Source organism: Actinacidiphila cocklensis, assembly GCF_907177275.1.
Lineage (GTDB): Bacteria > Actinomycetota > Actinomycetes > Streptomycetales > Streptomycetaceae > Actinacidiphila > Actinacidiphila cocklensis.
On the sequence record NZ_CAJSLV010000097.1, the window covers coordinates 1 to 23,389 of the forward strand.

Genomic DNA, 23,389 nt, shown 5'->3' on the forward strand with positions numbered 1-23,389 from the left:
GGCCGGCCCGCGGGGTCTGCGCGCTGGGGAACACGTACGGCGGCTGGGCGGCGGGCAGTGCCGCTGCCACCATCTGCGCGCGGGCCTACGGCAGCTGACCCGAACCGGTCAACCGCAGCTCCAGCCGGCCCACCGCGGCCCGCACCCCGTCGCCGTACGCGTCCTCCGACAGGTCGCTGCAGGCCCTGCGGGCCAGCCCGAGGTGGCTGCGGGCCAGCCGGTCCTCGCCGACCCGCGCGTAGGCCGCGGCCAGGTTGAGGTGCAGCGCCGGGTAGAAGCCGCGCACCTGGCCGGCCCTGCGATCGTCGCCGGCCCGCTCGGCGGCCACGGTGTCGGCGGCCCGCAGCGCCCGCAGGTCCCAGGACAGCTCGTCCTCCGGGTCGTCCTGGGTGTCGGCCAGGTAGTGGGCGACCGTGCAGCGGTGCAGGGGGTCGCCCTGCTCGCCCAGCTCCGCCCACAGCGCCGTGAGGCGGTTGCGCGCCTCCTCCCGGTCCCCGGCGTGCAGCAGCATCACCACCTGCCCGATCCTGCCCGTCATGGCGTCGTCCGCGGCCGCCGGGTCCCCCATCGGCGCCTCCTGATGTCCTCGCATCCGATGACGCTAACCGGCGCGCACCCCGAGATCGGGGATGCGCCAGTCGATCGGCTCGTGCCCCTGCGCCTGGACCGCCGCGTCGATCTGGGTGAAGGGGCGGCTGCCGAGGAAGAGCTTCGCCGACAGCGGCGAGGGGTGCGCGCCCTGGATGACGGTGTGCCGGGCGGTGTCGATCAGCGGCAGCTTCTTCTTGGCGTAGTTGCCCCAGAGAACGAAGACCGCAGGGTCGGTGCGCGCGGAGACCGCGGTGATCACCGCGTCGGTGAACTTCTCCCAGCCCTTGCCCTTGTGCGAGTTGGCCTCCGCCTCGCGGACCGTCAGCACAGCGTTGAGCAGCAGCACCCCCTGCTGCGCCCACGGCAGCAGGTAGCCGTTGTCCGGCACCGGGTGGCCCAGCTCGTCGCGCATCTCCTTGAAGATGTTGCGCAGCGACGGAGGGGTCCGCACCCCGGGGCGGACGGAGAAGCACAGTCCGTGGCCCTGGCCCTCGCCGTGGTAGGGGTCCTGGCCCAGGACCAGCACCTTGACCTGGTCGAAGGGCGTCGCCTCCAGCGCCGCGAAGACCTCCTCGCGGGGCGGGAAGACGCGCTGCTCCTTGCGTTCGGTCTCCACGAACTCGGTGAGCTGCTTGAAGTAGGGCTTGTCCAACTCCTCGCCGAGGACGCTCTGCCAGGAGTCGGGCAGCATGCTGGGCACGTCGGGAACCTCCGGTACGCGATCCGTTACTGCGTCAGAACGTACCGGCAGGCACTGACAGTGCCCGCATCGCGACCACCGCCCGCCACCGGGGACCGTCCCGGGGGCGGGCGCCGCGCGGCAGCGGCGGTCAGGCGCCGCCCGCGCGCAGGAAGAGCCCGCCGTCGATCACCAGGTTCTGCCCGGTGATCCAGCCGGCCTCGTCGCCGAGCAGGAAGGCGGCGGCGCCGCCGATGTCCTCGGGCACGCCGAGCCGCCCGAGCGGGTAGCCGGCCGCCGCCTCCTCCTCGCGGCCCTCGTAGAGCGCGGCGGCGAACTTCGTCTTGACCACCGCGGGGGCGATGGAGTTGACCCGCACGCCGGGCGCCATCTCGGCGGCCAGTTGCACGGTCAGGTTGACCATCGCGGCCTTGCTGATGCCGTAGGCGCCGATGAAGGGCGAGGGCGCGAGCCCGGCGATCGAGGTGATGTTCAAGATCGCGCCGCCGTTGTCCTTCTGCCAGGCCTTCCACGTCTGCTGGGCGAAGCCGAGCGCGGAGATCACGTTGGTCTCGTAGACCTTGCGGGCCACACCGAGGTCGAGGTCGGCGAGCAGGCCGTAGACGGGGTTGGTGCCGGCGTTGTTGGCCAGGTAGTCGACCCGGCCGAAGGCCTCCATGGTGCGTTCGACGGCGACCGCCTGGTGGGCCTCGTCGTGGGCCTTGCCCGCGACGCCGATCGCCCGGTCGGGGCCGAGCCGCTCGACGGCCTCCTTGAGGGCGTCCTCGTTGCGGCCGGTGATGCACACCCGGTCGCCGCGGGCGACCAGGGCCTGCGCGATGCCGAAGCCGATGCCGCGGCTCGCGCCGGTGACCAGGGCGACCCTGCCGGTGTCGGCGGCGGGGGTGGTGCTGGGGAGCTGGGTCATGATGTCGGGCCTCCGGCCGGTCAGTTGAGCGGGCCGCCGGCCACGTACAGCACCTGGCCCGAGACGAACCCGGCGTCGTCGCCCGTGAAGAAGGCGATGGCGCCCGCGACGTCCGCGGGCCTGCCGACCCGCTGGACCGGGATCTGGGTGGCTGCGGCGGTCTGGAAGTCCTCGAAGTCCATGCCGACCCGGGCGGCGGTGGCGGCGGTCATGTCGGTGACGATGAAGCCGGGTGCCACGGCGTTGGCGGTGACGCCGAACTTGCCCAGTTCGATGGCGAGGGTCTTGGTGAAGCCCTGCAGGCCGGCCTTGGCGGCGGCGTAGTTGGCCTGGCCGCGGTTGCCCAGCGCGGAGGACGAGGAGAGGTTGACCACCCGGCCGAAGTGCGCGTCGACCATGTGGCTCTGGACGGCGCGGGTCATCAGGAAGGCGCCGCGCAGGTGGACGTTCATGACGGTGTCCCAGTCGCCCGGGCTCATCTTGAACAGCAGGTTGTCGCGGAGCACCCCCGCGTTGTTGACCAGGACGGTCGGCTTGCCCAGTTCCGCGGCGACCCTGGCGACGGCGGCCTCGACCTGCGCCTCGTCCGACACGTCGGCGCCCACCGCGACGGCCCGGCCGCCGGCCGCGGTGATGGTCTCGACGGTGTCCTTGCAGGCGCTCTCGTCGAGGTCGAGTACGGCGACGGCGCGGCCCTGCTCGGCCAGCCGCACCGCGGTGGCGGCGCCGATTCCGCGGGCGGCGCCGGTGACGATCGCGACGCGCTGCTCGGTGCTGGACATCTGTTCTCCTCAGCCCTGTGGTGCGGCCGCGCCGCGTTCTCGACGCATGAGCGACCGCTTAGTAGGTCCCGTTGCCGAAACCGTAGGAGGACAGTGACCCAGTGTCAACGCCACCACGGGCGATGTGCTTCAGCGCACCGGACGGCCGGGAGTGCGGGAGCGCCGCGCGGGGTCAGCGGACCAGCAGGTCGAGCAGCCGGTCCACCTCGGCCCGCGGGTCCGCGGTCAGCCCGGTGTGGATCGGGCCGGGCTGCACGATGGTGCTGCGCGGCGCGGTCAGCCAGCGGAAGCGCCGCCCGGGGTCGTCGCCGCCCGCCTGGCCCGCGTCCTCACCGCCGGTGCAGATCTCCTGGTAGCCGCGCAGTGCGGCCCGCACGCCGGCCACGTCCACTTCGGGGTCGAGGCAGCGCAGCCGGGCCTCGTCCAGGTGCACCCGCGCGCCGACGAAGGCGGCGGCCCGGCAGTAGACCAGCACCCCGGCGTTGATCATCTCGCCGCGCTCGATCCGCGGCACCACGCGCACCAGCGCGTACTCGAACACGTCCCGCCCGCCCATCAGGCGTTCTTCCCCTCGACCCAGGTACGCAGCCACTCCGGCGGCGGCTGCCGGTCACGCTGCACCGGGGCGAGCGTGATCCGTTCGTGGACGTCCGCCGCCCGGGCGGCCAGCAGTTCCGCGTACGCCCGGCGTACGTCGTCGGGCGTGTCGAAGCCCGGCTCGTCGGCCAGCCACTCGTCGGGGACCAGCGCGGTGACCTCGGCGAGCAGGTCGGCGGTCACCAGCGGCGCCAGTTCCGCCGCGGCGGCGGCCGGCTGCGGCGAGAAGCGGGACAGGGCGTGGTCGGAGGCGTCGTAGGCCTTCGCGGACGCGGTCTGCGCGGTCTTCCAGTTGTGGTGCCAGATCAGCGAGGCGCCGTGGTCGATCAGCCAGACGTTGCGGTGCCACACCAGCAGGTTGGGGTTGCGCCACGACCTGTCGACGTTGCCGATCAGCGCGTCGAACCAGACGATGCGGCTCGCCTCCGCGGGCTCGACGCCGAAGACCAGCGGGTCGAAGCCGAGGGAGCCCGGCAGGAAGTCCATGCCCAGGTTCAGGCCGCCGCTGGCCCGCAGCAGGTCCTGGATCTCCTCGTCCGGCTCGCCGAGGCCGATGATCGGGTCGAAGTCGAAGCGGACCAGCTCCGGCACCCGCAGTCCGAGCCTGCGGCCCAGTTCACCGGCGATCACCTCGGCGATCAGCGCCTTGCGGCCCTGGGCGGCGCCGCTGAACTTCACCACGTACGTGCCCAGGTCGTCGGCCTCGACCACACCGGGCACCGAGCCACCCTCGCGCAGCGGCGTCACATAGCGGATGCCCGTCACGTCTCTCAGCATTGCCCCAGGTTAGCGGCGGTCCGGCGGGCCGCTGACGGCCGGTGGCCGAGTGGCTGCTGCGACGCCCGGGGGAATTCCCCCGCGCGTCGTTGAACGGATCACGGTGACCGCCCGTATGAACGGACACGCGTGGCCACACGCCGCGGGCGGCCAGGACACCGCCGCCCGGCCCCACCAGCGGACAGGATGCAGCTCATGGCCGAAAACCCCGGACCCTCCATGCCCCCGACCCGCCGCACGGTCTTCGCGGCCGCGGGCGGTGCCGGGCTCGCCGCCGTACTCACCGCGTGCGGGTCCGACTCGGACTCGGGGTCGTCCGCGGACGCGCCCTCCTCCTCCTTCGGAGCCGACTCCGGTACGCCGTCGGCCTCCTCCTCCGCGTCGCCCTCCGACGCCTCCGGCGGTGCGGGCGGGGGCACCCCGCTGGGCAAGACCGCGGACATCCCGGTCGGCGGCGGGAAGGTCTTCGCCGACCAGAAGGTGGTCGTCACCCAGCCGACGGCCGGCCAGTTCAAGGCCTTCTCCGCGATCTGCACCCACCAGGGCTGCGTCGTCGCGGACGTCTCGGACGGCACGATCAACTGCCACTGCCACGGCAGCAAGTTCCACGCCGCCGACGGCTCCGTGGCCCACGGCCCCGCCACCAGCCCGCTGCCCGCCCAGTCGGTCACCGTCTCGGGCGACAGCGTCACGCTGGCCTGACCCGGCAGGCCGGTCCTCACCCGGTCAGCAGTAGTCGCGCGCCGCGGTCCCGAGGGCGTCCACCGCCGCCCTGATCGCCGGGCGGCGGTCGGCGTCCTCGCGCCACACGGCGTAGACATGGCGCCGCATGGTGTGGCGTACGGGCACCACCCGTACGCCACCCGGCATCGGATCGCGGCCCAGCCGCGGGATCACGGCGACACCGAGCCCCGCGGCGACCAGCGCCAGCACGGTCGCGTGCTCCTCGGCGTGGTGCGCGACCCGCGGTTCTATCCCCTTGCCGCGCAAGGTGAACAGCAGCCACTCGTGGCAGAAGCCGCCGTCCGGCCAGGCGATCCAGGAGTCCTGCGCCAGTTCGTCGAGGTCGATCTGCTCGCGGTCCTCCAGCGGGTGTCCCGCCGGCAGCGCCACGTCCACGATGTCGTCGAAGAGCGGCGCCTTGGCCAGTCCGCCGGGCAGCGACAGCGGCTTGTTGTACCAGTCGAGGACGACCGCGAGGTCGATGTCGCCGCGGTTGAGGCGGGCGAGCGAGTCGTGCGGCTCCAGCTCGTGCACCATCGTCCGCAGCTGCGGGTGCTCGCGCCGCAGCTCGGTGAGCGCGGCGGGGAACAGCCCGCGCACCGCGGTGGGGAAGGCGCCGGCGATCAGGTCGCCGAGCGCGGCCCCGCGGTGCGCCTCCAGGTCGGCGTGCGCCAGCTCGACGAGCGACAGGATCCGCTCGGCGTGCCCCGACAGCAGCCGTCCCGCGTCGGTGAGCCGGACCCCGCGGCCGCTCTTGGCCAGCAGCGACTGCCCGGTCTCCCGCTCCAGCTTGGCCATCTGCTGCGAGACCGCGGACGTGGTCACGCTGAGGACGTCGGCGGCGGCGCTCACCGAGCCGTAGGTGTCGATGGCGTGCAGGATGCGGAGGCGTTCCAGGCTCAACATGTAAGAAATACTACGCTGACTGTGTACGAAATCTCGCTTGTTCTACGAGGTCCCAGCCGTCATCGTGAGTGCATGACCGCACCTGCCGAGAGCCGATCCGCCGTCGCCGCTCCCCCGCCCGCACCCGCCGCCGCACCTTCGGCTGCACCTGCCGCCGCACCTGGGGACGTGGCCGCACCCGCGCGCCGGTCCGCGGTCGACTGGCGGATCCGCTTCGCCGTGCTCGGTCTGATCTGGGGGTTCAGCTTCCTGTTCATGAAGGTGGGCAACGAGGCCTTCGCCCCACTCCAGGTGACGCTGGGCCGGATGGTCTTCGGCACAGCGGTGCTCGCCGCGGCGGTCGCGGTCAAGCGGGAGCGGCTGCCGCGCTCACCGCGGACCTGGCTGCATCTGACGGTCGCGGCCTTCCTGCTCAACTCCCTGCCGTTCACGCTGTTCGCGACCGCCGAGCAGACCATCCCGTCGATGCTGGCCGGGATATGCAACGCGGCCACCCCGCTGTTCTCGATGCTTGTCTCGCTCGTCGCGCTGTCCGAGGACCGGCCGTCCAGGGAGCGCTTCGCGGGCGTCGGCCTCGGCTTCATCGGGGTGCTGACGGTGCTCGGCGCCTGGCAGGGCTTCTCGGGCCAGGACCCGAAGGGCACCCTGATGGCACTGACCGCCGCAGTCAGCTACGCGATCGGCTGGGCGTATGTGCGCCGCACCCTCACCAGCACCGGCAGCTCGCACCTGGCGGTGTCCGCGAGCCAGTTGCTGCTGGGCACGGTGCAGCTGCTGGTGGTCACGCCCTTCTTCACCTCGATGCCGGACAGCTGGCCCGCGAAGTCGGTCCTGTCGGTGCTGGCGCTGGGCGCCCTGGGCACCGGTGTGGCGTTCCTGATCCAGTACGGCCTGGTCGCGGAGAAGGGGCCGACGATCGGCGCGATGGTGACGTATCTGATACCCATCGTGGCGACCACCGCCGGCGTCACCCTGCTCGGCGAGACCCTGCACTGGAACGAACCGGTCGGAGCGGTGGTCATCCTGGTCGGTGCCGCGCTCACCCAGCGCCGCCCGAAGCCGCGGCCTGCCCCCGAGGCTCAGCCGTAACGGCCGGCGGCCGGGCCGTGCAGCACCTCGGCGACCGCGTCGGCCAGCGGCTCGATGTCGCCGTGGGCGAGCGGTGAGACGGTCAGCCGCACACCGGGCGCCGAGCGCGCCCGGAAGCGGGCGCCGGGTGCGACCGCCCAGCCGCGCTGGAGCAGTCCTGCGACCGCGCCGGTCTCGTCGCTGACCGGGACCCAGACGTTCATGCCGCTGCGCCCGTGGGACGCCACACCCCGGGCGGCCAGCGCCCGTACCAGCGCCTCGCGCCGCTCGCCGTACGACCTGGCGACCGTTTCCGGGTCGACCGCACCGGTCTGCCAGAGGTGGACCAGGGTGTGCTGGAGCAGGTGGCTGACCCAGCCGGCGCCGAGCCGGTGCCTGCCGCGTACGCGGTCCACGGTCGTGGTGTCGCCGGTGTAGAACGCCAGTCGCAGGTCCGGCCCGTACGCCTTGGCGGCGGAACGCACCAGCGCCCAGTGGTCGGTGACGCCCGCCAGGCAGTGCAGCGGCAGGTCGGCGATGCCGCTGATGTGGTCGTCGTCGATCACCAGCACCTGGCGGTGGTCGGCGAGCACCGCGCGCAGGTCGGCCGCGCGGGCCGCCGACAGGGCCGCGCCGGTGGGATTCTGCCCGCGGTCGGTCACCACCACGGCGCGGACCCCGGACCGCAGCGCGCGGGCGACCTCCTCGGCCACCGGGCCCTCGTCGTCCACCGCCACCGGCACCACCCGCAGCCCCAGCGCCGGTACGAGGTCGAGCACGCTCCCCCAGCCGGGGTCCTCGACGGCCACCGCGTCACCCGGCCGCAGATGCGCGGTGAGCACCCGGTCCATGGCGTCGAGCGAGCCCGAGGTGAGGCCGACGGGTCCTGCGGGCACACCGTCCGCGTCCAGCGCGGCACGGGCCAGTCGGCCCAACTCCGCGTCCACCGGCGGCCCCCCGTAGACCGCGGGCGTCCGCGCGTGCCGGGCGGCGGCCGCGGCGAGCGCCTCGGCGAGCGGGGGCAGCAGCGCCGGGTCGGGATTTCCGGTGGAGATGTCCCGCACACCGGGAGGGACCGCGATCCTGATCTGTTCCCGCGGCGCCGTCGCCGGCCTGGCCCGCACCCGGCTGCCGCGGCGGCCCGCGGTCTCGATCACCCCGCGGTCGCGCAGCAGCCGGTAGGCGGCCGCCACCGTGTTCGGGTTGACGTCCAGCTCCACGGCCAGTTCGCGCAGCGGCGGCAGCGACGTCCCCGGCCGCAGCGCACCGCTGCCGACCGCGCTCTCGATGTCGGCGGCAATACCCGATGCGCCCCGCCCGGTGATTCGGTACTCTCCTAGCACAAATTCGATTATGCACTAGTTCAAAGGATCGCGCTATGGCCACCGCATCGCCCGCGGGCTATCCCGCCACCGACCGCAGCACACCCACCCGCTCCAGGGAACGCGCCGCCTACGACCGCGAGACCGTGCACGCGATCCTCGACGAGGGCTACGTCTGCCACCTCGGCTTCATCAGGGACGGCGCACCCGTGGTGCTGCCCACCCTCTACGCCCGCACCGGCGAGCGGCTGTACGTCCACGGGTCCACCGGGTCGCGCCCGCTGCGGGACGCCGCGGACGACGGGCTCGCGGTGTGCCTGACGGTGACGCATGTGGACGGCCTGGTGCTCGCCAAGTCCGCCTTCCACCACTCGATCAACTACCGCTCGGTGGTGGTGCACGGCACCGCCTACCAGGTGCTGGACCCGCGGGAGCGGGCCGCCGCCCTGGACGCGATCGTCGACCAGGCCGTTCCCGGGCGTTCCGCCGACTCACGGCGGCCGAACGCGAAGGAGCTCGCGTCGACCGCCGTGATACGCCTCGACCTGAACGAGGTGTCGGCGAAGACCCGCACCGGCCCGCCCAGCGAGGAGCCCGACGACCTCACGCTCCCCCACTGGTCGGGCGTGGTCCCGGTCGTCACCTCCTACGGGGCTCCCGAACCGGCCGTGATCCCGGGCCAGGACCTGCCGCTGCCGGGCTACCTGCCGCCGGCGCCGCGGCGGCGCTGACCACCGCCGTCCGCGGCAGCCGCCGCATGCCGCGGGCCTCGTCGGCGACCAGCAGGCCGACCGCGCCCAGCAGGCACGCGGTGCCCAGCACGGTGGCCGCGGTGAGGCGCTCACCGAGCAGCGCGACGGCGAGCACCGTCGCCGACACCGGCTCGATCAGCGCGACCACCGAGACCGTCGCGGAGCGCAGCACCGCCGCGCCGGCGAAATACAGGCCGTAGGCCAGCGCGGTGGGCACCGACGCCAGGTAGCCGAGCAGCAGCAGCGTGCGGCCCAGGTCGTCCGCGTGCGGCAGCAGCCCTTCGGCCCAGGCGGCCGGGAGCAGCAGGGCAGCGCAGATCCCGAACGCCCACATCGAGGTGTCGAACGGGGCGCCTGCCACTCCCTGCCGTCCCCACCAGCGGGTCAGCAGCGTGATCGCGGCGTAGCCGGCCGCCGAAAGGACGGCGAGGCCGACGCCTGCCGGGCGGACGGTGCCGCCTGCGCCGACCGGGTCGCCGCCCAGCACCAGGACGGCCAGGCCGCCGAGCGCGCCCGCCACGGCCAGGACACCGCCCCGGCCGAGCCGTTCGCCCATGGTGAGCCGGGCGGCCAGGGCGATCAGCACGGGACCCGAGCCGAGCGTCACGACGGTGGCCACGGCGAGCCCGGTCGAGCGGACCGCGCAGAAGTAGGCGGCCTGGAAGACGGTGAGGCCGAGACCGGTGGCCAGGACACGGCAGGCTGCCGCACCCCGCTTCCGCGGCCGCACCACGTCCCGGCGCTGGGCGGGGCGCGGGCGCAGCAGCCGGACCGCGAGCAGCAGCGCGAAGCCGCCTGCGGCCCGCCAGAAGGTGAGGGACAGCGGGCCGAGGCCGCTGCGCCCGTACAGTGCTGCCGCCACCGCGCCGGCGGTGCCCCAGCCGGTTGCTGCGACGACGACATAGATCAGGCCCCGGGTGGCCGGGGCATGCCTGAAGGACACGGAGTTCTCCCGTGGAGGAAGGGGGTTCGGTCGGTTCGCTCATCGCTGTGCGCGGGCAGCACCGACCGTCCCGGTCGTCCCCGGCATGTGGCTCCGCCGGCGGACCCGGTCCGCGTCTACGTCGTCAATCGGCCCTGGGCCGAGGCGCTGCCTGCGTCAGGCAGCGGGAGGGGGAAGCACGGTGGAATGCATCCCCCCACCCTATGGCTCCCGGCTTCCGCCCCACCAGGTCCGTGGAGCGGGTCAGACCGGCGTGGGCTCGGGCGCGGGGAGGGCGTCCGGCGCAGCCGGGTGGGAGGGGGCGGCGGCGGTCTGGGCGACGAGCGCGCCGGCCAGGACGAGCGCACCGCCCACCACCTGGGCGGAGCCGAGGTGTTCCGCCAGCAGGACCCATGCGAGCACCGTGGCGACCACCGCTTCGAGCCCGGCGACGACGCCCGCGACCTGCGGGCTGAGCGTGCGGACCGCCAGCACCCCGGTGAGGTAGGCGACGACGGTCGACACCAGCACGATCCAGCCGACCAGCAGCACGGCCGGTACGTCCCGGTCGCCCAGCGCGGCCTGGTGGCCGAGCGCGGACCAGTCCATGGTCCAGGGGTGGGCGACGGCGGTGAGGACGACCGCGCCGACGGCGAGACCGTGCGCGATGACGGTGATCGGCTCGGGCGCGTCGTCCGCCGCGGTGCCGTGGTCGGCGAGCACGAAGTACGCGACCTGGCAGCACGCGGCCCCGAAGGCGTAGAGCAGTCCGAGCGCGTCGAAGGCGAGGCCCGACCAGACCTCGACGACGCAGGTCATACCGGCCAGGGCCAGGACGACGCCGAGCGCGGCCGCCCGGGTGACGGGGCGGCGCTGGACGAAGCGGATCCAGCCCAGCAGCAGGGCGGGGCCGAGGAATTCGACCAGGATGGCGATGCCGACCGGGATGCGCGCGATGGCCACGAAGTAGAGCGCCTGGCAGCCGGTGATGGCCAGCAGCCCGAAGCCGGCGACCAGGGCGGGCCGCTGCCTGGGCAGCGCACGGGAGCGCAGCGCGACGGGCAGCAGGATGAGCGCGGCGCCGGCCACCCGCATCCACACCACCTGGAGCGGGTCGAACCCGAGGTCGATGAGCGGCTTCGCGGCGACGCCCGAGCCGCCGAAGGCGAAGGCCGACAGCAGGGCGAGCCCAAGTCCTGTGTTCCTGGCCCCTGATACGTGCATCAGGTCATCATGGCAGCAGTCGACAGGACCGTCATCCCTTTAATTACTGACATCCGCCGCCCACATCCGGTTGCCGGTTGCCGTTTGCCCGGTCGCCGTTCGCCGTTCGCCGTTCGCCGTTCGCCGTTCGCCGTTTGCCGTTTGCCGTTCGCCGTTCGCCCTAGTTGCCCGCATCGCGCGGACCGGGCAGCGGACCCGGGCCGTCGTGCAGGCCGTCCGGGTCGAGGCCGGCTGACCGCAGCACGTCGGCCGCCCGGCAGTCGGGGTCGGCGGCCAGCGCCTGCAGCAGGTCGATGCCGTCGGCCTGCGCACCGCCACGCTGCCCGGCCAGCTCGACCGCGGTGCGGAAGGCCGCCGCGGCGGCCGGGCTCCAGCCCGGCACCGTCACCGTGAGGACGGGCAGCGCCCCGGAGTCCTCCACCCAGCCGCGCCAGCGCAGCCCGTAGCCGATGCTGCGCTGCACCAGATAGCCGAGCACCCGGGCGCTGCTGCCCGCCGAAGCGTCGCAGGCGGCGCGGGCGTCGGGGTCGTTCTCCAAAAGGGAGTGCAGTAGGTGGGCGGTGTCGGCCTGGGAGTCCCCGTCCCTGACCGCCCGCCGCCGCGCGCTCGCGGCGACGGCGCGCACCTCCGCGGTGAGGTGGGCGTCGTCCGCCGGGTGGGCCGGGTCGAGCGGCTGCCCGTGGTCGCTGTACACGCCATCCATTGCAGCAGGTTGCCCTGGCGTGCCGCATCGGCTCAAGGGGGCATTCCGCGTCAACCCGCGGAGGGGGGCGGCCACCGGGCGCCTCCTCCGTGGGGATGAGTCATGGCCACAGCAAAATGCGGGACCAGCCGTCGCCGTCGCCGTCGCGGGTGTAGCGCAGCCGGGCGTGCGAGCGGTCCGGGCGGGCCTGGAAGAACTCCGCCTCCGCGGCACGCAGCCGGTATACGGCGTGGGTGGGAGGCACCCGCTCGGGTTCGGCGGCCACCAGGGCCTGCGCGGCGCGGCGCTCGCGGTCGTACTCCTCCTGCCCGCTCAGCGGTGTGCTGATCCGGCCGGTGAAGGCGGCGGCGCGGGAGAGGGGGGAGCGGGCCAGGAAGTCCTGCCGGGTGGCCTCGGCGCCAAGCAGGTCCACCGGTCCCGCCATCCGGATCTGCCGGCCGTACGCGGGCCAGTACCAGGTCAGGGCGGCGACGGGCCGCGCCGAGAGGTCCCGCCCCTTGACGCTGAGCCGGTCCCCGGCGAAGACGACGGCGCAGTCCGCGGAGTCGACACCGCGCAGCATCACCACCCGGGCGCTGGGCGTGCCGTCGGCCGCTGCGGTGCTCAGCGTCACGATGTGCGGCTCGGGTACCCCGTCGCCGAGGGCCCTGCCGAGCCAGCCGGCGAAGAGCAGCCCCGGCCGGGCGGGGGCGGTGTCCGGGTCGAACGGCGGCAGTTCCCCGGCGAGGACCGGCGCCGCCCAGACCCTCTCCATCAGGGCGCGATCCGCGGCGGCGGTGTCGTCGTCCTCGGCCTGCACATGTCCTCCCACGGGTTGCGGCTCCGGCTGCGTACGCCAAGTTTTGCCGGTACCGCCGCGCCCCGCACACGGGTTTCGACCGGCCGTGGCCGGGGATGATCCCCGGCCGCGGCCGGCCGTGGCACTATGTGCGGCCGCCGGGGCGAGCCGCCCGGCCGGTCAGCGCACAGTCACCGTGGTGGTCTGGGTGCCGGCGGTGAAGACGTAGGCGCCGCGGGCCACCTGCTGCCTGCCCGAGCCGTCGATGTCGCCGGGGGTGACCGCCAGCCGGTTCGGCGGCACCTTGACCGTCACCGTCGTGCTCTGGCCGGCCGCCAGGTGCACCTTGGTGAAGGCGACCAGCTTGGTGGGCGGTGCGAGCACGTCGCTGGTCGGCTGGGACACGTAGACCGGCACGACCAGGTCGCCCGCGCGATCACCGGTGTTGGCGACGCCGACCTTGAGGCTGATGGTGTCGCGGGTGCGGGCGGTGGGCGAGCCCGCCGTGATCGAGTTGAAGGCGTAGCTGGTGTAGGACAGTCCGGCGCCGAAGCGGTAGGCCGCGTCGTAGGTCGACTCGGGTCCGCCGTTGGTGCCGGGGAGCTGCTGGTAGTACAGCGGCTCGTTGCCGACGTCCTTGGGCCAGGACGCGCTCAGCCGGCCACTGGGGTCGACCTTGCCGAAGAGCACGTCGGCGACCGCGTGGCCGCCCTCGCTGCCGGGCAGCCAGGCCATCAGCAGGCCCTGGGTGCCGTCGGCGTCGCCGAGCACCAGCGGGCGGCCTGCGACCACCACGGTGACCACCGGCTTGCCGGTCGCCTTGAGCGCCTTGACCAGTGCCTGCTGGTCGGCGGACAGCTCGGGCCGCGGGGAGTCCGCCGCGCCCTCGGCGGCGGCCTTCTCGCCGACCACGACGACGGTCAGGTCGGCGTCCTGCGCCTTCGCCACGGCGTCGTCCGCCGAGGTCGCACGGACCACGGACGTCCCCGAGGGGGCCGCCTCCTTGATGCCCTGCAGCACGGTGGTGCCGGGCAGCTGCACGCCGTCCGGCACGCCCTGCCAGCCGACGGTCCAGCCGCCCGCCTGGTCGTTGATGTCGTCGGCGTAGGAGCCGGCGACCACGATCTTCTTCGCCGAGGACGCGATCGGCAGCACATTGCCCTCGTTGCGCAGCAGCACCTGGGACTCGTCGGCGGCCTGCCGGGCCAGTGCGGTGTCCGCGCCGATCACCCGGGAGTCGGCCTTCGAGGCGTCGACGTAGGGGTGTTCGAACAGGCCCAGCTTGAACTTCATGGTCAGGATGCGGCTGACGGACTGGTCGATCCGGTTGACGGAGACCAGGCCGCGCTGGACGGCGGTCCTGAGCCCGTCGCTCCAGCCCTGCGCGTCGTAAGGCTCCATCGCCATGTCCAGGCCGGCGTTGACGGCCTTGGCGATGGCCTCGGGGTAGTCGGCGGCGATGTGGTAGGTCGTCTGCAGGGCGCGGACGTCCTGCCAGTCGCTGACCTCGACGCCCTGGAAGCCCCACTGGCCGCGCAGAACGTCGGTCAGCAGGTAGTGCGACGAGGTCGCCGGAATGCCGTTGACGGCACCTGAGTTGACCATCACCGACATGGCTCCGGCGTCCACCGCCTGCTTGTACGAGGGGAGCAGGGTGTCCTGCAGGTAGCGCAGCGAGACGTCGCCGGGTACGCGGTCGTGCCCGTTGCCGGGTTCGCCGTAGCCGCCGAAGTGCTTGACGGTGGCCGCGACGTCCTTGGCGCCGTCCGCGCCCTGGATGCCGGAGACCGCGGCGGACGCCAGGGTGCCGGACAGCAGCGGGTCCTCACCGTAGGTCTCGTAGTAGCGGCCCCAGCGCTGGTCGCGGGCGATGTCGGCGACCGGTGCGAAGTTCCAGTCGATGCCGGTGGCGGAGACCGCCCTGGCGGTGGACGCGCCGGCGGCCTCGACCAGTTCGGGGTTCCAGGTGGAGCCCAGGCCGATCTCCTGCGGGAAGATCGTGGCGCCCAGCACGTTGTTGTGGCCGTGGACGGCGTCGACGCCGTAGATGATCGGGATGTGCAGGCGCGAGTTGTCGATCGCGTACTTCTGCACGGTGTTGACCATGGTCGCCCAGTTGGCGGGCGTGTTGGCGGTCGGGCCCGCGCCGCCGCCGGAGAGCACCGAGCCCGCGGCATTGTCGACCAGCACGGACTTCAGGCAGGATTCGGTGAAGGCGCCGCCGCTCCACTCGCAGTCGCCCTGCATGCGGACGACCGAGATCTGGTCCATCTGCCCGATCTTCTCCTCCAGCGTCATGCGCTTGAGGAGGTCCTTGACCCGGACGTCGATCGGGGCCTTGGGGTTGGTGTAGCTCGGGTTGTCGCCGGCCTGCGCCGGCACGGATGCCACGGCTGCGACGCAGGCGGCCGCGGTGGCGAGTGTCAGGAGGCTTCTCATGCGTAGTCGTCGAGCGTTCGTTGGCATCGCAGGCGTCCCGTTCCTGTTGGGGGTCCCCGGCGGACCGGGGCCGATTGCCGTAAACGTTTCCGATCGGCGGGAAGTCTGTCCTTGCCCCGACTGATCGTCAAGACTGTGCGCAGGAAGCTTTTTCCGCGTCCTCACACCGCTCTCATCCCGCCCTCATACCGTCGTCATCTCGTCGCCATCCTGTCCCCAGGTCCACTCGCGCAGAACGGGTATGCCGTGAACATCCGTGAACTCGCCCGCCGCAGCGGTGTGTCGACCGCCACCGTCTCCCGGGCGCTGAACGACCGGGCCGAGGTGAGCGAGGCCACCCGGGCCAAGATCCGGCGGCTGGCGAGCGAGTTGGGGTACGCACCCAACGAGCCCGCCCGCACCCTGGTGCGCCGCCGTTCCGACACCATCGGCCTGGTGTGGGACAGCGGCCAGGAGGCCCTGGGCCAGCACAACCCCTTCCTGCTCGGCCTGCTGAGCGCGGTGCGCACCGCGCTGTCGGACGCGGACTACCACCTGATGCTGCTGACCACGCCGAGCGCCGAGGACCAGGACGGCGCCCATCTGCAGGCGGTGCAGCGGCACAACCTGGAGGGGGTGATCGTGCTGACCACCCCGCCCGACGACCGCTGCCTGCGGGTGCTCGCGGACTCCACGGTGCCCTGTGCGGGCATCGACACCGCCTTCACCGGGCCGCGTACGGTCCGGGTCAGCTCCGACAACGCGGCGGGCGCGGAGGCCGCCGTGCAGCACCTCTACGAGCTGGGCCACCGCAGGATCGCGACCGTCACCGGGCCGCTGCACCTGCCGCCGGCAGCCGAGCGGCTGGCGGGCTACCTGCGGGCCTGCACCCGGCTCGGGCTGAGCGTGCCGCCCGAGTACGTGACCGAGGGGGACTTCTTCCTGGCAAGCGGGGAGGCCGCGGGCAAGCGGCTGCTGGCGATCCCGGACCGGCCGACCGCGATCTTCGCGGCGGGCGACCAGATGGCGATCGGCGCCATCCACGCGGCGGCGGACGCCGGCCTGGCGGTGCCCCGCGACCTGGCGGTGGTCGGCTTCGACGACATCGACGCGGCGGCGCTGGTACGGCCGGCGCTGAGCACGGTCGCCCAGGACCAGCGGGGGCTCGGGGTGGCGGCGGTGGAGGCGCTGCGCGGGCTGATCGACGCGACGGCGGTGGACACCGTACAGGCGCAGCCGCGGATCATCCCGACCCGGCTGCTGATACGCGGATCGAGCCGGCCCGGGGTGTGACCCCCCGGGCCGGCCCGATGCGTTGCGGCGGCTCGCGTGCTGGTGAACCGCCGGGTGGCTCAGTCCCGCTCCTCGTCGGCCAGGATCAGGTAGAGCCTCTTGCGGGCGTCGTTCACCACCGTCAGCGCCTTCTCGCGCTGCTCGGGGGTGCCGGTCGCCCAGACCTGGCGGAAGGCCTCGACGAGGCCGCCGCCCGCCTTCCTTATCTCGTTCATGGCGTCCCAGTCGACGCCGCGGTCGGCGTCCTCCCAGGGTGCCTCGGGGCCGGCCTCGGCCTCCTGGGCGCCGGCCTCCGTGAGCGTGAACAGCTTCTTGCCGCCCTCGCTCGCGCTGCTGATCAGGCCCTCGTCCTCCAGGAGCTGCAGCGTCGGGTAGACCGAGCCGGGGCTCGGCTTCCACGCGCCGCCGCTGCGTTCGGCGATCTCCTGGATCATCTCGTAGCCGTGCATCGGCCGGTCCTTGAGCAGGGCCAGGATCGACGCCCGCACATCACCTCGCCTCGCCCGGCCGCGCGGTCCCCCGCGTCCTCGGCCGCCGGGCCCGAACGGGCCGCCGCCGAAGGGCGGTCCGAAGGGGCCGAAGGCGGCCCTGCCCCCCTCGTGCTCGCCCCAGCCGTGCCGGCCGGGACCGAAGGGGCCGCGCTCGTGTCCATGTGCATGTCCGTGCATAACGGTTCTCCTATCGTGATCGTTCGCGATGGCTCAACGATATATCGGAACTGTTCGGCTGGCAAGCATCCAGGTGAGGGCTGCGCACGCCGGTCCCCCGGCGGCCTTGAAGGCGGCTGCGTGAAGGCGGCTGCGTGAAGGCGGCTCTGTCAGAGGGCTCCGGCATACTTGGCCGCATGGACAGGTCGGATCTGGTGAGGCTGCGGCGAGCCCGCGACCGGATGGACCGCGACTACGCCCGGCCGCTCGACGTGTCGGCGCTCGCGCGTGAGGCGGTGATGTCGCCCGGGCACTTCTCGCGGAGTTTCCGTGCGGCCTTCGGCGAGACGCCGTACGCATATCTCATGACCCGCAGGATCGAGCGGGCGAAGGCCCTGCTGCGCCGGGGCGACATGTCGGTGACCGACGTCTGCATGGCGGTGGGCTGCTCGTCGCTGGGGTCGTTCAGTTCGCGCTTCACCGAGCTGGTCGGCGAGACGCCGAGCGCCTACCGCGCGCGCAACCACGCCGAGCTGTCCGCCCTGCCGGCCTGCGTCGCGAAGATGGTCACCAGGCCGGTCAAAAACAAAGAAGCCAGGGGCGCGGGTCCTGCCCTAGCGTGACCTGCATGGACATCAAGCTCTCACACACCTTCCTGGCCGTCGACGACCACGACAAGGCCGTCGAGTTCTACCGCGACGTGCTCGGCCTCGAAATCCGCAACGACGTCGGCTACGGCGACATGCGCTGGGTCACCGTCGGCTCCCCCTCGCAGCCCGAGGTCGACATCATCCTCGAACCGCCGGCCGCCAACCCGAACATGTCGCCCGACGACCGCAGCGCGGTGGCCGACCTGATGGCCAAGGGCGTCTACGCACGTGTGGTGTTCTGGACCGACGACGTCGACCAGACCTTCGACCGCGTGCAGGCGGCCGGCGCCGACGTCGTCCAGGAGCCGACCGACCAGCCGTACGGCGTGCGCGACTGCTCCTTCCGCGACCCGGCGGGCAACGAGGTGCGGTTCAACCAGGCCAAGCGCTGACCGACCGCGGGCCCCGCTCCCGGACCGCCGGGCTTTCGTGCGGCGGGAGCACGCCCGTCCCGACGCACCGGCCTAGACTTGGAAGGGAGCAGAAGGAGGAGATGCGCCATGCGCAAGGTCGCCGACTGCAGGGAATTCCCCAGCGAGACGAACTGCACCCTCACCATTTCCGGTGAGGAGAACGAGGTCGTGCGTGCCGCGAGCGAGCACGCCTGCTCCGTGCACGGGCACACCGACAGCGCCGAGCTGCGCCAGCAGGTCCGCTCCACGCTGAAGGACGAGATCCCGCAGCACGCCTGACCCCTTACCCGGCAGCAGCAGCCCCGCGTTCTCGGCCGTGTGCCGGGTCGCCCGGCGCGCGGTCCCCTACGCTCACGCCATGCGTATCCGTATCGTCGACGCGTTCGCCGACCGCCCCTTCGCCGGGAATCCCGCCGGGGTGCTGCTGCTGGATTCCGACGCCTTTCCCACCGACGACTGGCTCCAGCAGGTCGCCGGCGAGGTCAACTTGTCGGAAACCGCGTTCGCCCACCCGCTGACCGGTGCGCCGGACGCCGGGTGGGCGCTGCGCTGGTTCACCCCGACCACCGAGGTCGGGCTGTGCGGCCACGCCACGCTGGCCACCGCGCACGTGCTGCGGACGACGGGCGCGGCCGCAGGCCTGATCGCCTTCCGCACCAGGGCGGGCGTGCTGACCGCCGACGCGAACGGCGACGGCACCATCACCCTGGACTTCCCCGCCGCACCGCTCACGCCCGCGGAACTGCCCGACGGCCTCGCCGAGGCGCTGGGCGCGGCACCGCTGACCGTGCTCGACACCGGACCGGACTGCGGCGACCTGCTGGTCGAGGTCGCCGACGAGGCAGCGGTACGCGCCCTGGCCCCCGACTTCGCCGCGCTCGCCCGGCTGTCCCGGCGCGGGGTGATCGCGACGGCTGCCGCGGCCGACCCGGCCGCGGGCTACGACTTCGTCTCCCGCGGCTTCTTCCCCGCGGTCGGCATCGACGAGGACCCTGTCACCGGCAGCGCGCACACCGCGCTGGCGCCGTTCTGGTCCGCCCGGCTGGGCCGGGAGCAGCTGACCGGGTGGCAGGCCTCGGCCCGCGGCGGCCTGGTCCGCACCCGGCTGGACGGCGACCGGGTACGGCTGACCGGCTCCGCGGTGACGGTGATCGACGGCGAGCTGCACGCGGTGCCGTAGGGCGGGTCCGCAAGGTCCCGTCGTCTGTCCCAGGGGCGGGCTGCCGGCCGGTCACCCGGTGGGCAGCCAGCCGACCTTCCCCGCGAGCAGGGCGTAGCCGACGAAGGCGACCGTGTCGATCAGCGCGTGGGCGGCCACCAGCGGCCCGACCCGTCCCCAGCGGCGGTAGAGCAGGACGAAGACGACGCCCATCGCCATGTTGCCGACGAAGCCGCCGATGCCCTGGTAGAGGTGGTACGAGCCGCGCAGCACGGCGCTTGCGGCCAGCGCCGCCATCGGGGTCCAGCCGAGCCGGTCGAGCCGGCGCAGCAGGTAGCCGACCACGATCACCTCTTCGAGGACCGCGTTCTGCACGGCCGAGGCGATCAGCACCGGAATCTTCCACCACACGTCGGGCAGCGACTCGGGCACCACGGTCAGGTTGAAGCCGGCCGTCCGCGCGCCGAGGTAGAAGGCCAGGCCGGTTCCGCCGATCACCGCCGCGACCGCCGCGCCCCTGGCCAGGTCGAGCCGCGGGCGGGTCAGGTCGAAGCCGATCGACCGCATGCCGGCCCGCTCGCGGCCCAGCAGGTGCGCGACCAGGGCGACCGGGGCCAGCGCGGTCGCGATGTAGAACAGCTGCCAGGCAAGGTCGAGCCAGGGCCGGTCCGGCGCGTAGGAGCCGACCAGCGTCGCCGCCTGGTTCTTGAGCGCGCCGGGCCTGGTGACCGAGCCGGTGAAGCTGATCAGCGCGGACAGGCCGCTGGCGCCCAGCGAGAGCGCCAGCACGATCAGCGTCTCGTTGCGCAGCGTCCGGTCGGGCAGCCCCGCGTCCACCACCTGCTGCGGCTGCGGCTCTGTGTGCATGCGGGGTCCTCCAACGGCGCGGGTGTCTCCGGACAAGATACGAAGATCGCGCCTCCGGTCGTGGAGCCACCCCCGCAGGACCGCGGTTTCAGACCGCGGGCCAGCGGTGCGCCGGCTCGCCGCCCCGGGAGTTCTCGCGGTACCGCTGGGTCATCGCGGCCAGCGCGGCCCGCCGGTCGGGGGTGCGCTCCAGCAGCCGGTGGAAGGCCTGGGACTGCCATTCCGCGCCGTTGGTGCGCAGCCGGCAGCGCTCCTCGATGATGCCGAGGTAGCGGTCCCGGTCGGCGGGCTCGATGCCCCAGCCGTCGAGTCCGGCCGCGGCCAGCGGCAGCAGCTCGTCCCTGATCAGGTCGGCGGCGGGGATCTCGGCCAGGCCGCCGCGGCCGCGCGGCCAGTGCATGACGGCGCCGATGCCGTCCCGGCAGCCCGCGTCGAAGTTCGCCGCCGCGGCTCCGAAGGGGAGCCGGTGCCAGACCGGGCGCGGCGCCTCGGCCAGCGCCCTGACCAGGCCGTAGTAGAAGGCGGCGTTGGCCAGGACGTCGTCGACCGTGGGGCCTGCGGGCAGCACCCGGTTCTCGACCCGCAGGTGCGGCACACCGTCGACGACCGCGTAGACCGGCCGGTTCCAGCGGTAGATCGTGCCGTTGTGCAGGGTCAGCTCGCGCAGCTGCGGCACTCCCCCGTCGTCCAGCACCCGCTGCGGGTCCTCGTCGTCGCAGATCGGCAGCAGCGCGGGGAAGTAGCGGACGTTCTCGGCGAACAGGTCGAGCGGCGAGTCGATCCAGCGCTCGCCGAACCAGGTCAGCGGGCGTACGCCCTGGTGGCGCAGCTCCTGCGGGCGGGTGTCGGTGGCCTGCTGGAAGAGCAGCGGGCGGGTCTCCCGCCACAGCTCGCGGCCGAAGAGGAAGGGCGAGTTGGCACCCACGGCGACCTGCAGTCCCGACACGGCCTGGGCGGCGTTCCAGACCGCGGCGAAGCGGCCCGGGGTGACCTGCAGATGCATCTGGGTGGAGGTGCAGGCGGCCTCGGGGGCGATCGACGCCGAGGCGTAGACCAGGTGCTCGACGCCCTGGATGTCCAGGGTGATGTCCTCGCCGCGCATCGCCAGGATGCGGTCGTTGAGCAGGGTGTAACGGTCGGCGCGCGAGAGGTTGGCGGAGACCAGGTCCTGGGCTTCGAGGGTCGGCAGAATTCCGACCATCACGATGTGCGCCCCGACCTCGCCCGCCATCCGGTCGGCGTATGCAAGCCCGGTCCGCAGTTCCTCGGCGAGCCGGTCGAGTACCCGCCCGGAAAGCCGGTGCGGCGCTATGTTTACTTCAATGTTGAACTGAGCGAGCTCGGTCTGGAAATCATGGCTCGCGATGCGCTCCAGCACTTCTTCGTTCATCATGCACGGCAGTCCCGCGGAATCCGCGAGATTCAATTCGATCTCCAGGCCCATCAGATTGCGCGGCCGGTCGAATCGCTTCGCTTCCAACAGTCGCTCCAGCCCCAGCAGGCACTGCTGGAGCTTGTGCCGGTAGCGCCCTCGATCGGCGGTGTCGAACCCTGTGGCGACGACCTTCTCGCCCATCGACGCGTACCTCCTCGCGCGGCCGCCGCGTGGCCGTCCCTCGGAGGATGCCCACCCAAATGATCGATAACGCCGCAACGGAGTGCCGGTGCACGCTAGGCTTGCAGTAGCAGGCAACCGCGCACGTTCCAGCGGCACATTCCAATGCCACAGGACCCGTGGAAGCCCGGGTGAAATGACCGTCGGGTTCCGGCCGTCCGTGGCGAGCAGAAATATGCACCGCCCTCCCCATACGCTGTGCTAATGCCATCGACACGTCCCCAGAAGAAGGCGAATTCTCGCCTTGCGCGTAATACTGGCAGCGACTAGACGAAACACGGAGCGAACACAGGTCGTATAAACTCCGCGCACAAGGCAAAGCATCCGCCCTCGCCGGACGTGCCTGAGCAGGTCTCCCGCAGAGCATCGAACCGACCGTGCCGTCCGCGCCCGCCCTCCCCGCACCACGTGTCTCCCAGTGAGAGGCGACATCATGCCGCTGCTTGTTCCCCCAGCACCTGCCCCAGCCCTGCTGAGCGTGCTCGCCGCGCTCAGTTCGCCCACCGCGGTCCTGGAAGCCAGGACACCGGCGCTGCGCACTGCAGAAGGGCCGCTGGCCGCCGAACACCCGCTGCCTGTCCATGTGTTCGAGCCGGCGGCCGTTCCCGGAGCACTGCCGCAGGCGCGGCTGACCGGCTGGCGGTTCCATATCAGGGCAGGTGCCCGGGTGGCCGCGGCGGGCGAGACCGTGGTGACCCCCGACGGCTGGGTGTTCTCACGCTTCTCCGAGGGGCCGTTCCTGGCCTCCATCGAGCGGGCGCTGCTCCAGGCGGAGACACTGCCGGCGACGTACCAGCCGCATCTGCTGTCGGTGCCGGGGCTCTACATGCTGGCGCTGTGGCTGCACTACGACGCGCGGGCCGAGGCCTCCACCGCCCAGCCCCACCCGGACGACCTGCTGGTGCCGCTGGCACCCGCGCCGCCCGGTATCGCCTCGCACCGGGTGCACCGGCTGACCGAGCTGGCGCCGGCGCTGAGCGTACGGCTGGCGCCGCCTCCGCTGATGGGCTCGCCGGCCTGACACCCGCGCCCCGGGGCGGTGCCCCGCGGCCGTACGCGGCCGCGGGGCACCGCCTTTGCGCGTGCCGTCAACGGGGTGATCGTGCGTGAACACGCCGCCGTTGTGAACGCAACGTGGCGGCAACCGCCCGTGTGGGTGACGCGTCTTCCCCCGTGGAGCTCCGCCTCGCTGAAATCCCTGCGGATTGACGCCAGGAGGGCAACACTGGGACCGGCCGCACGCACAATCGGGGGGACGGAGATGCACCAGCCAGATCGCGCGACCAACCGCACCACTCACCTCACGCAGCGAAAGACTCGATCCATGTGCCAGCACAAGCCGCAGTGCCCCACCGCAGAAGGCCCTGACCGTGAGGCCGCTTTCACCGTGGCCCACCACCCGGAACAGGGCTGGAGCCTGCTGTGCAACGGCGTGCTGCTCTTCGAGGACACCGGAGAGCTGCTGCCCGACGGGCAGATCATCGCACCGCACCGCCCGCTCGGCACCGAGCACATCACGACCGCGGCCTGACACCCGCACCGTCACGCCGCAACGCACAAAGCCGGTTCCCCCGC

Annotated in this window: 26 protein-coding genes; 10 read left to right on the forward strand and 16 right to left on the reverse strand. The window is 72.8% G+C overall.

Annotated elements, in window-relative coordinates:
- Positions 1-85 precede the first annotated feature (85 nt).
- The 6 genes from NFU81_RS34280 to NFU81_RS34305 form a co-directional block, all read right to left on the reverse strand.
- Entirely contained in the window at positions 86-592 is a 507-nt protein-coding gene (locus NFU81_RS34280) for a hypothetical protein (protein WP_251499098.1), read from the reverse strand.
- 9 nt (positions 593-601) lie between these two features.
- Positions 602-1,282 (reverse strand): uracil-DNA glycosylase, encoded by a 681-nt coding sequence (gene ung, locus NFU81_RS34285; protein WP_251499185.1) that lies wholly within the window; start codon positions 1,280-1,282, stop codon positions 602-604.
- Positions 1,283-1,421: 139 nt separating this feature from the next.
- Positions 1,422-2,198 carry an SDR family oxidoreductase gene (locus NFU81_RS34290; RefSeq protein ID WP_251499101.1) on the reverse strand — a complete coding sequence of 259 codons (777 nt, stop codon included), beginning with the start codon at positions 2,196-2,198 and terminating at the stop codon, positions 1,422-1,424.
- 20 nt (positions 2,199-2,218) lie between these two features.
- Positions 2,219-2,980 carry a 3-oxoacyl-ACP reductase FabG gene (fabG, locus tag NFU81_RS34295; protein WP_251499104.1) on the reverse strand — a complete coding sequence of 254 codons (762 nt, stop codon included), beginning with the start codon at positions 2,978-2,980 and terminating at the stop codon, positions 2,219-2,221.
- Positions 2,981-3,152: 172 nt separating this feature from the next.
- Positions 3,153-3,536, reverse strand: a complete 384-nt coding sequence (locus tag NFU81_RS34300; protein WP_251499107.1) for a DUF3037 domain-containing protein — start codon at positions 3,534-3,536, stop codon at positions 3,153-3,155.
- The gene (locus NFU81_RS34305; protein WP_251499110.1) at positions 3,536-4,354 is read right to left on the reverse strand and encodes a HipA family kinase; all 819 of its coding nucleotides are present in this window, start codon (positions 4,352-4,354) and stop codon (positions 3,536-3,538) included. Before NFU81_RS34305 ends, NFU81_RS34300 begins: the two co-directional genes overlap by 1 nt.
- Before the next feature lie 195 nt (positions 4,355-4,549).
- Here NFU81_RS34305 and NFU81_RS34310 point away from each other — a divergent pair, with 195 nt between their 5' ends.
- On the forward strand, positions 4,550-5,056 hold the full coding sequence (locus NFU81_RS34310; protein WP_251499113.1) for a Rieske (2Fe-2S) protein: 507 nt from the start codon (positions 4,550-4,552) through the stop codon (positions 5,054-5,056).
- A gap of 24 nt (positions 5,057-5,080) precedes the next feature.
- Here the strand turns inward: NFU81_RS34310 and NFU81_RS34315 are convergent, their stop codons facing one another.
- Positions 5,081-5,983 (reverse strand): LysR family transcriptional regulator, encoded by a 903-nt coding sequence (locus tag NFU81_RS34315; protein WP_251499117.1) that lies wholly within the window; start codon positions 5,981-5,983, stop codon positions 5,081-5,083.
- A 72-nt stretch (positions 5,984-6,055) separates the two neighbouring features.
- On the opposite strand from NFU81_RS34315, the gene NFU81_RS34320 reads away from it, so the two are divergent.
- Positions 6,056-7,072: a DMT family transporter gene (locus NFU81_RS34320; protein ID WP_251499119.1), complete on the forward strand. Its 1,017-nt coding sequence runs from the start codon at positions 6,056-6,058 to the stop codon at positions 7,070-7,072.
- Here the strand turns inward: NFU81_RS34320 and NFU81_RS34325 are convergent.
- The gene (locus tag NFU81_RS34325) at positions 7,063-8,394 is read right to left on the reverse strand and encodes an aminotransferase class I/II-fold pyridoxal phosphate-dependent enzyme (RefSeq protein WP_251499122.1); all 1,332 of its coding nucleotides are present in this window, start codon (positions 8,392-8,394) and stop codon (positions 7,063-7,065) included. The two genes, NFU81_RS34320 and NFU81_RS34325, sit on opposite strands and share 10 nt — an antisense overlap.
- Before the next feature lie 35 nt (positions 8,395-8,429).
- Here NFU81_RS34325 and NFU81_RS34330 point away from each other — a divergent pair, with 35 nt between their 5' ends.
- Positions 8,430-9,104, forward strand: coding sequence for a pyridoxamine 5'-phosphate oxidase family protein (locus NFU81_RS34330; protein ID WP_251499124.1), 675 nt, complete (start codon positions 8,430-8,432; stop codon positions 9,102-9,104).
- Here the strand turns inward: NFU81_RS34330 and NFU81_RS34335 are convergent.
- The 5 genes from NFU81_RS34335 to NFU81_RS34355 form a co-directional block, all read right to left on the reverse strand.
- Positions 9,013-10,068, reverse strand: a complete 1,056-nt coding sequence (locus NFU81_RS34335; RefSeq protein WP_251499127.1) for a DMT family transporter — start codon at positions 10,066-10,068, stop codon at positions 9,013-9,015. The two genes, NFU81_RS34330 and NFU81_RS34335, sit on opposite strands and share 92 nt — an antisense overlap.
- A 243-nt stretch (positions 10,069-10,311) precedes the next feature.
- Positions 10,312-11,271: an EamA family transporter gene (locus NFU81_RS34340; RefSeq protein ID WP_251499130.1), complete on the reverse strand. Its 960-nt coding sequence runs from the start codon at positions 11,269-11,271 to the stop codon at positions 10,312-10,314.
- 160 nt (positions 11,272-11,431) lie between these two features.
- Positions 11,432-11,974 (reverse strand): Clp protease N-terminal domain-containing protein, encoded by a 543-nt coding sequence (locus NFU81_RS34345; RefSeq protein WP_251499132.1) that lies wholly within the window; start codon positions 11,972-11,974, stop codon positions 11,432-11,434.
- Positions 11,975-12,074: 100 nt separating this feature from the next.
- Positions 12,075-12,785, reverse strand: a complete 711-nt coding sequence (locus NFU81_RS34350; RefSeq protein ID WP_251499135.1) for a pyridoxine/pyridoxamine 5'-phosphate oxidase — start codon at positions 12,783-12,785, stop codon at positions 12,075-12,077.
- 147 nt (positions 12,786-12,932) lie between these two features.
- Positions 12,933-15,191: a glycoside hydrolase family 3 N-terminal domain-containing protein gene (locus tag NFU81_RS34355; RefSeq protein WP_251499137.1), complete on the reverse strand. Its 2,259-nt coding sequence runs from the start codon at positions 15,189-15,191 to the stop codon at positions 12,933-12,935.
- 246 nt (positions 15,192-15,437) lie between these two features.
- Here NFU81_RS34355 and NFU81_RS34360 point away from each other — a divergent pair, with 246 nt between their 5' ends.
- A complete protein-coding gene (locus tag NFU81_RS34360; RefSeq protein WP_251499139.1) occupies positions 15,438-16,463 on the forward strand; it encodes a LacI family DNA-binding transcriptional regulator in 1,026 nt (341 codons plus the stop codon).
- 59 nt (positions 16,464-16,522) lie between these two features.
- Here the strand turns inward: NFU81_RS34360 and NFU81_RS34365 are convergent, their stop codons facing one another.
- Entirely contained in the window at positions 16,523-17,131 is a 609-nt protein-coding gene (locus NFU81_RS34365) for a PadR family transcriptional regulator (RefSeq protein ID WP_251499141.1), read from the reverse strand.
- A gap of 176 nt (positions 17,132-17,307) precedes the next feature.
- On the opposite strand from NFU81_RS34365, the gene NFU81_RS34370 reads away from it, so the two are divergent.
- From NFU81_RS34370 to NFU81_RS34385, 4 genes are all read left to right on the forward strand, one after another.
- Positions 17,308-17,733 (forward strand): helix-turn-helix transcriptional regulator, encoded by a 426-nt coding sequence (locus tag NFU81_RS34370; RefSeq protein WP_251499143.1) that lies wholly within the window; start codon positions 17,308-17,310, stop codon positions 17,731-17,733.
- A gap of 5 nt (positions 17,734-17,738) precedes the next feature.
- Positions 17,739-18,152 carry a VOC family protein gene (locus NFU81_RS34375; RefSeq protein ID WP_251499145.1) on the forward strand — a complete coding sequence of 138 codons (414 nt, stop codon included), beginning with the start codon at positions 17,739-17,741 and terminating at the stop codon, positions 18,150-18,152.
- Positions 18,153-18,260: 108 nt separating this feature from the next.
- A complete protein-coding gene (locus tag NFU81_RS34380; RefSeq protein ID WP_251499147.1) occupies positions 18,261-18,452 on the forward strand; it encodes a DUF1059 domain-containing protein in 192 nt (63 codons plus the stop codon).
- Between the two features lie 79 nt (positions 18,453-18,531).
- A complete protein-coding gene (locus NFU81_RS34385) occupies positions 18,532-19,353 on the forward strand; it encodes a PhzF family phenazine biosynthesis protein (RefSeq protein ID WP_251499149.1) in 822 nt (273 codons plus the stop codon).
- A gap of 51 nt (positions 19,354-19,404) precedes the next feature.
- Here NFU81_RS34385 and NFU81_RS34390 read toward each other — a convergent pair whose 3' ends face one another.
- Positions 19,405-20,199, reverse strand: a complete 795-nt coding sequence (locus tag NFU81_RS34390; protein WP_251499152.1) for a CPBP family intramembrane glutamic endopeptidase — start codon at positions 20,197-20,199, stop codon at positions 19,405-19,407.
- A gap of 88 nt (positions 20,200-20,287) precedes the next feature.
- Positions 20,288-21,775, reverse strand: a complete 1,488-nt coding sequence (locus tag NFU81_RS34395) for a glutamate-cysteine ligase family protein (RefSeq protein WP_251499156.1) — start codon at positions 21,773-21,775, stop codon at positions 20,288-20,290.
- A 472-nt stretch (positions 21,776-22,247) separates the two neighbouring features.
- Here NFU81_RS34395 and NFU81_RS34400 point away from each other — a divergent pair, with 472 nt between their 5' ends.
- Positions 22,248-22,835: a hypothetical protein gene (locus NFU81_RS34400; protein WP_251499158.1), complete on the forward strand. Its 588-nt coding sequence runs from the start codon at positions 22,248-22,250 to the stop codon at positions 22,833-22,835.
- 303 nt (positions 22,836-23,138) lie between these two features.
- Positions 23,139-23,345, forward strand: a complete 207-nt coding sequence (locus tag NFU81_RS34405; protein ID WP_205047043.1) for a DUF5999 family protein — start codon at positions 23,139-23,141, stop codon at positions 23,343-23,345.
- Positions 23,346-23,389: the final 44 nt, after the last annotated feature.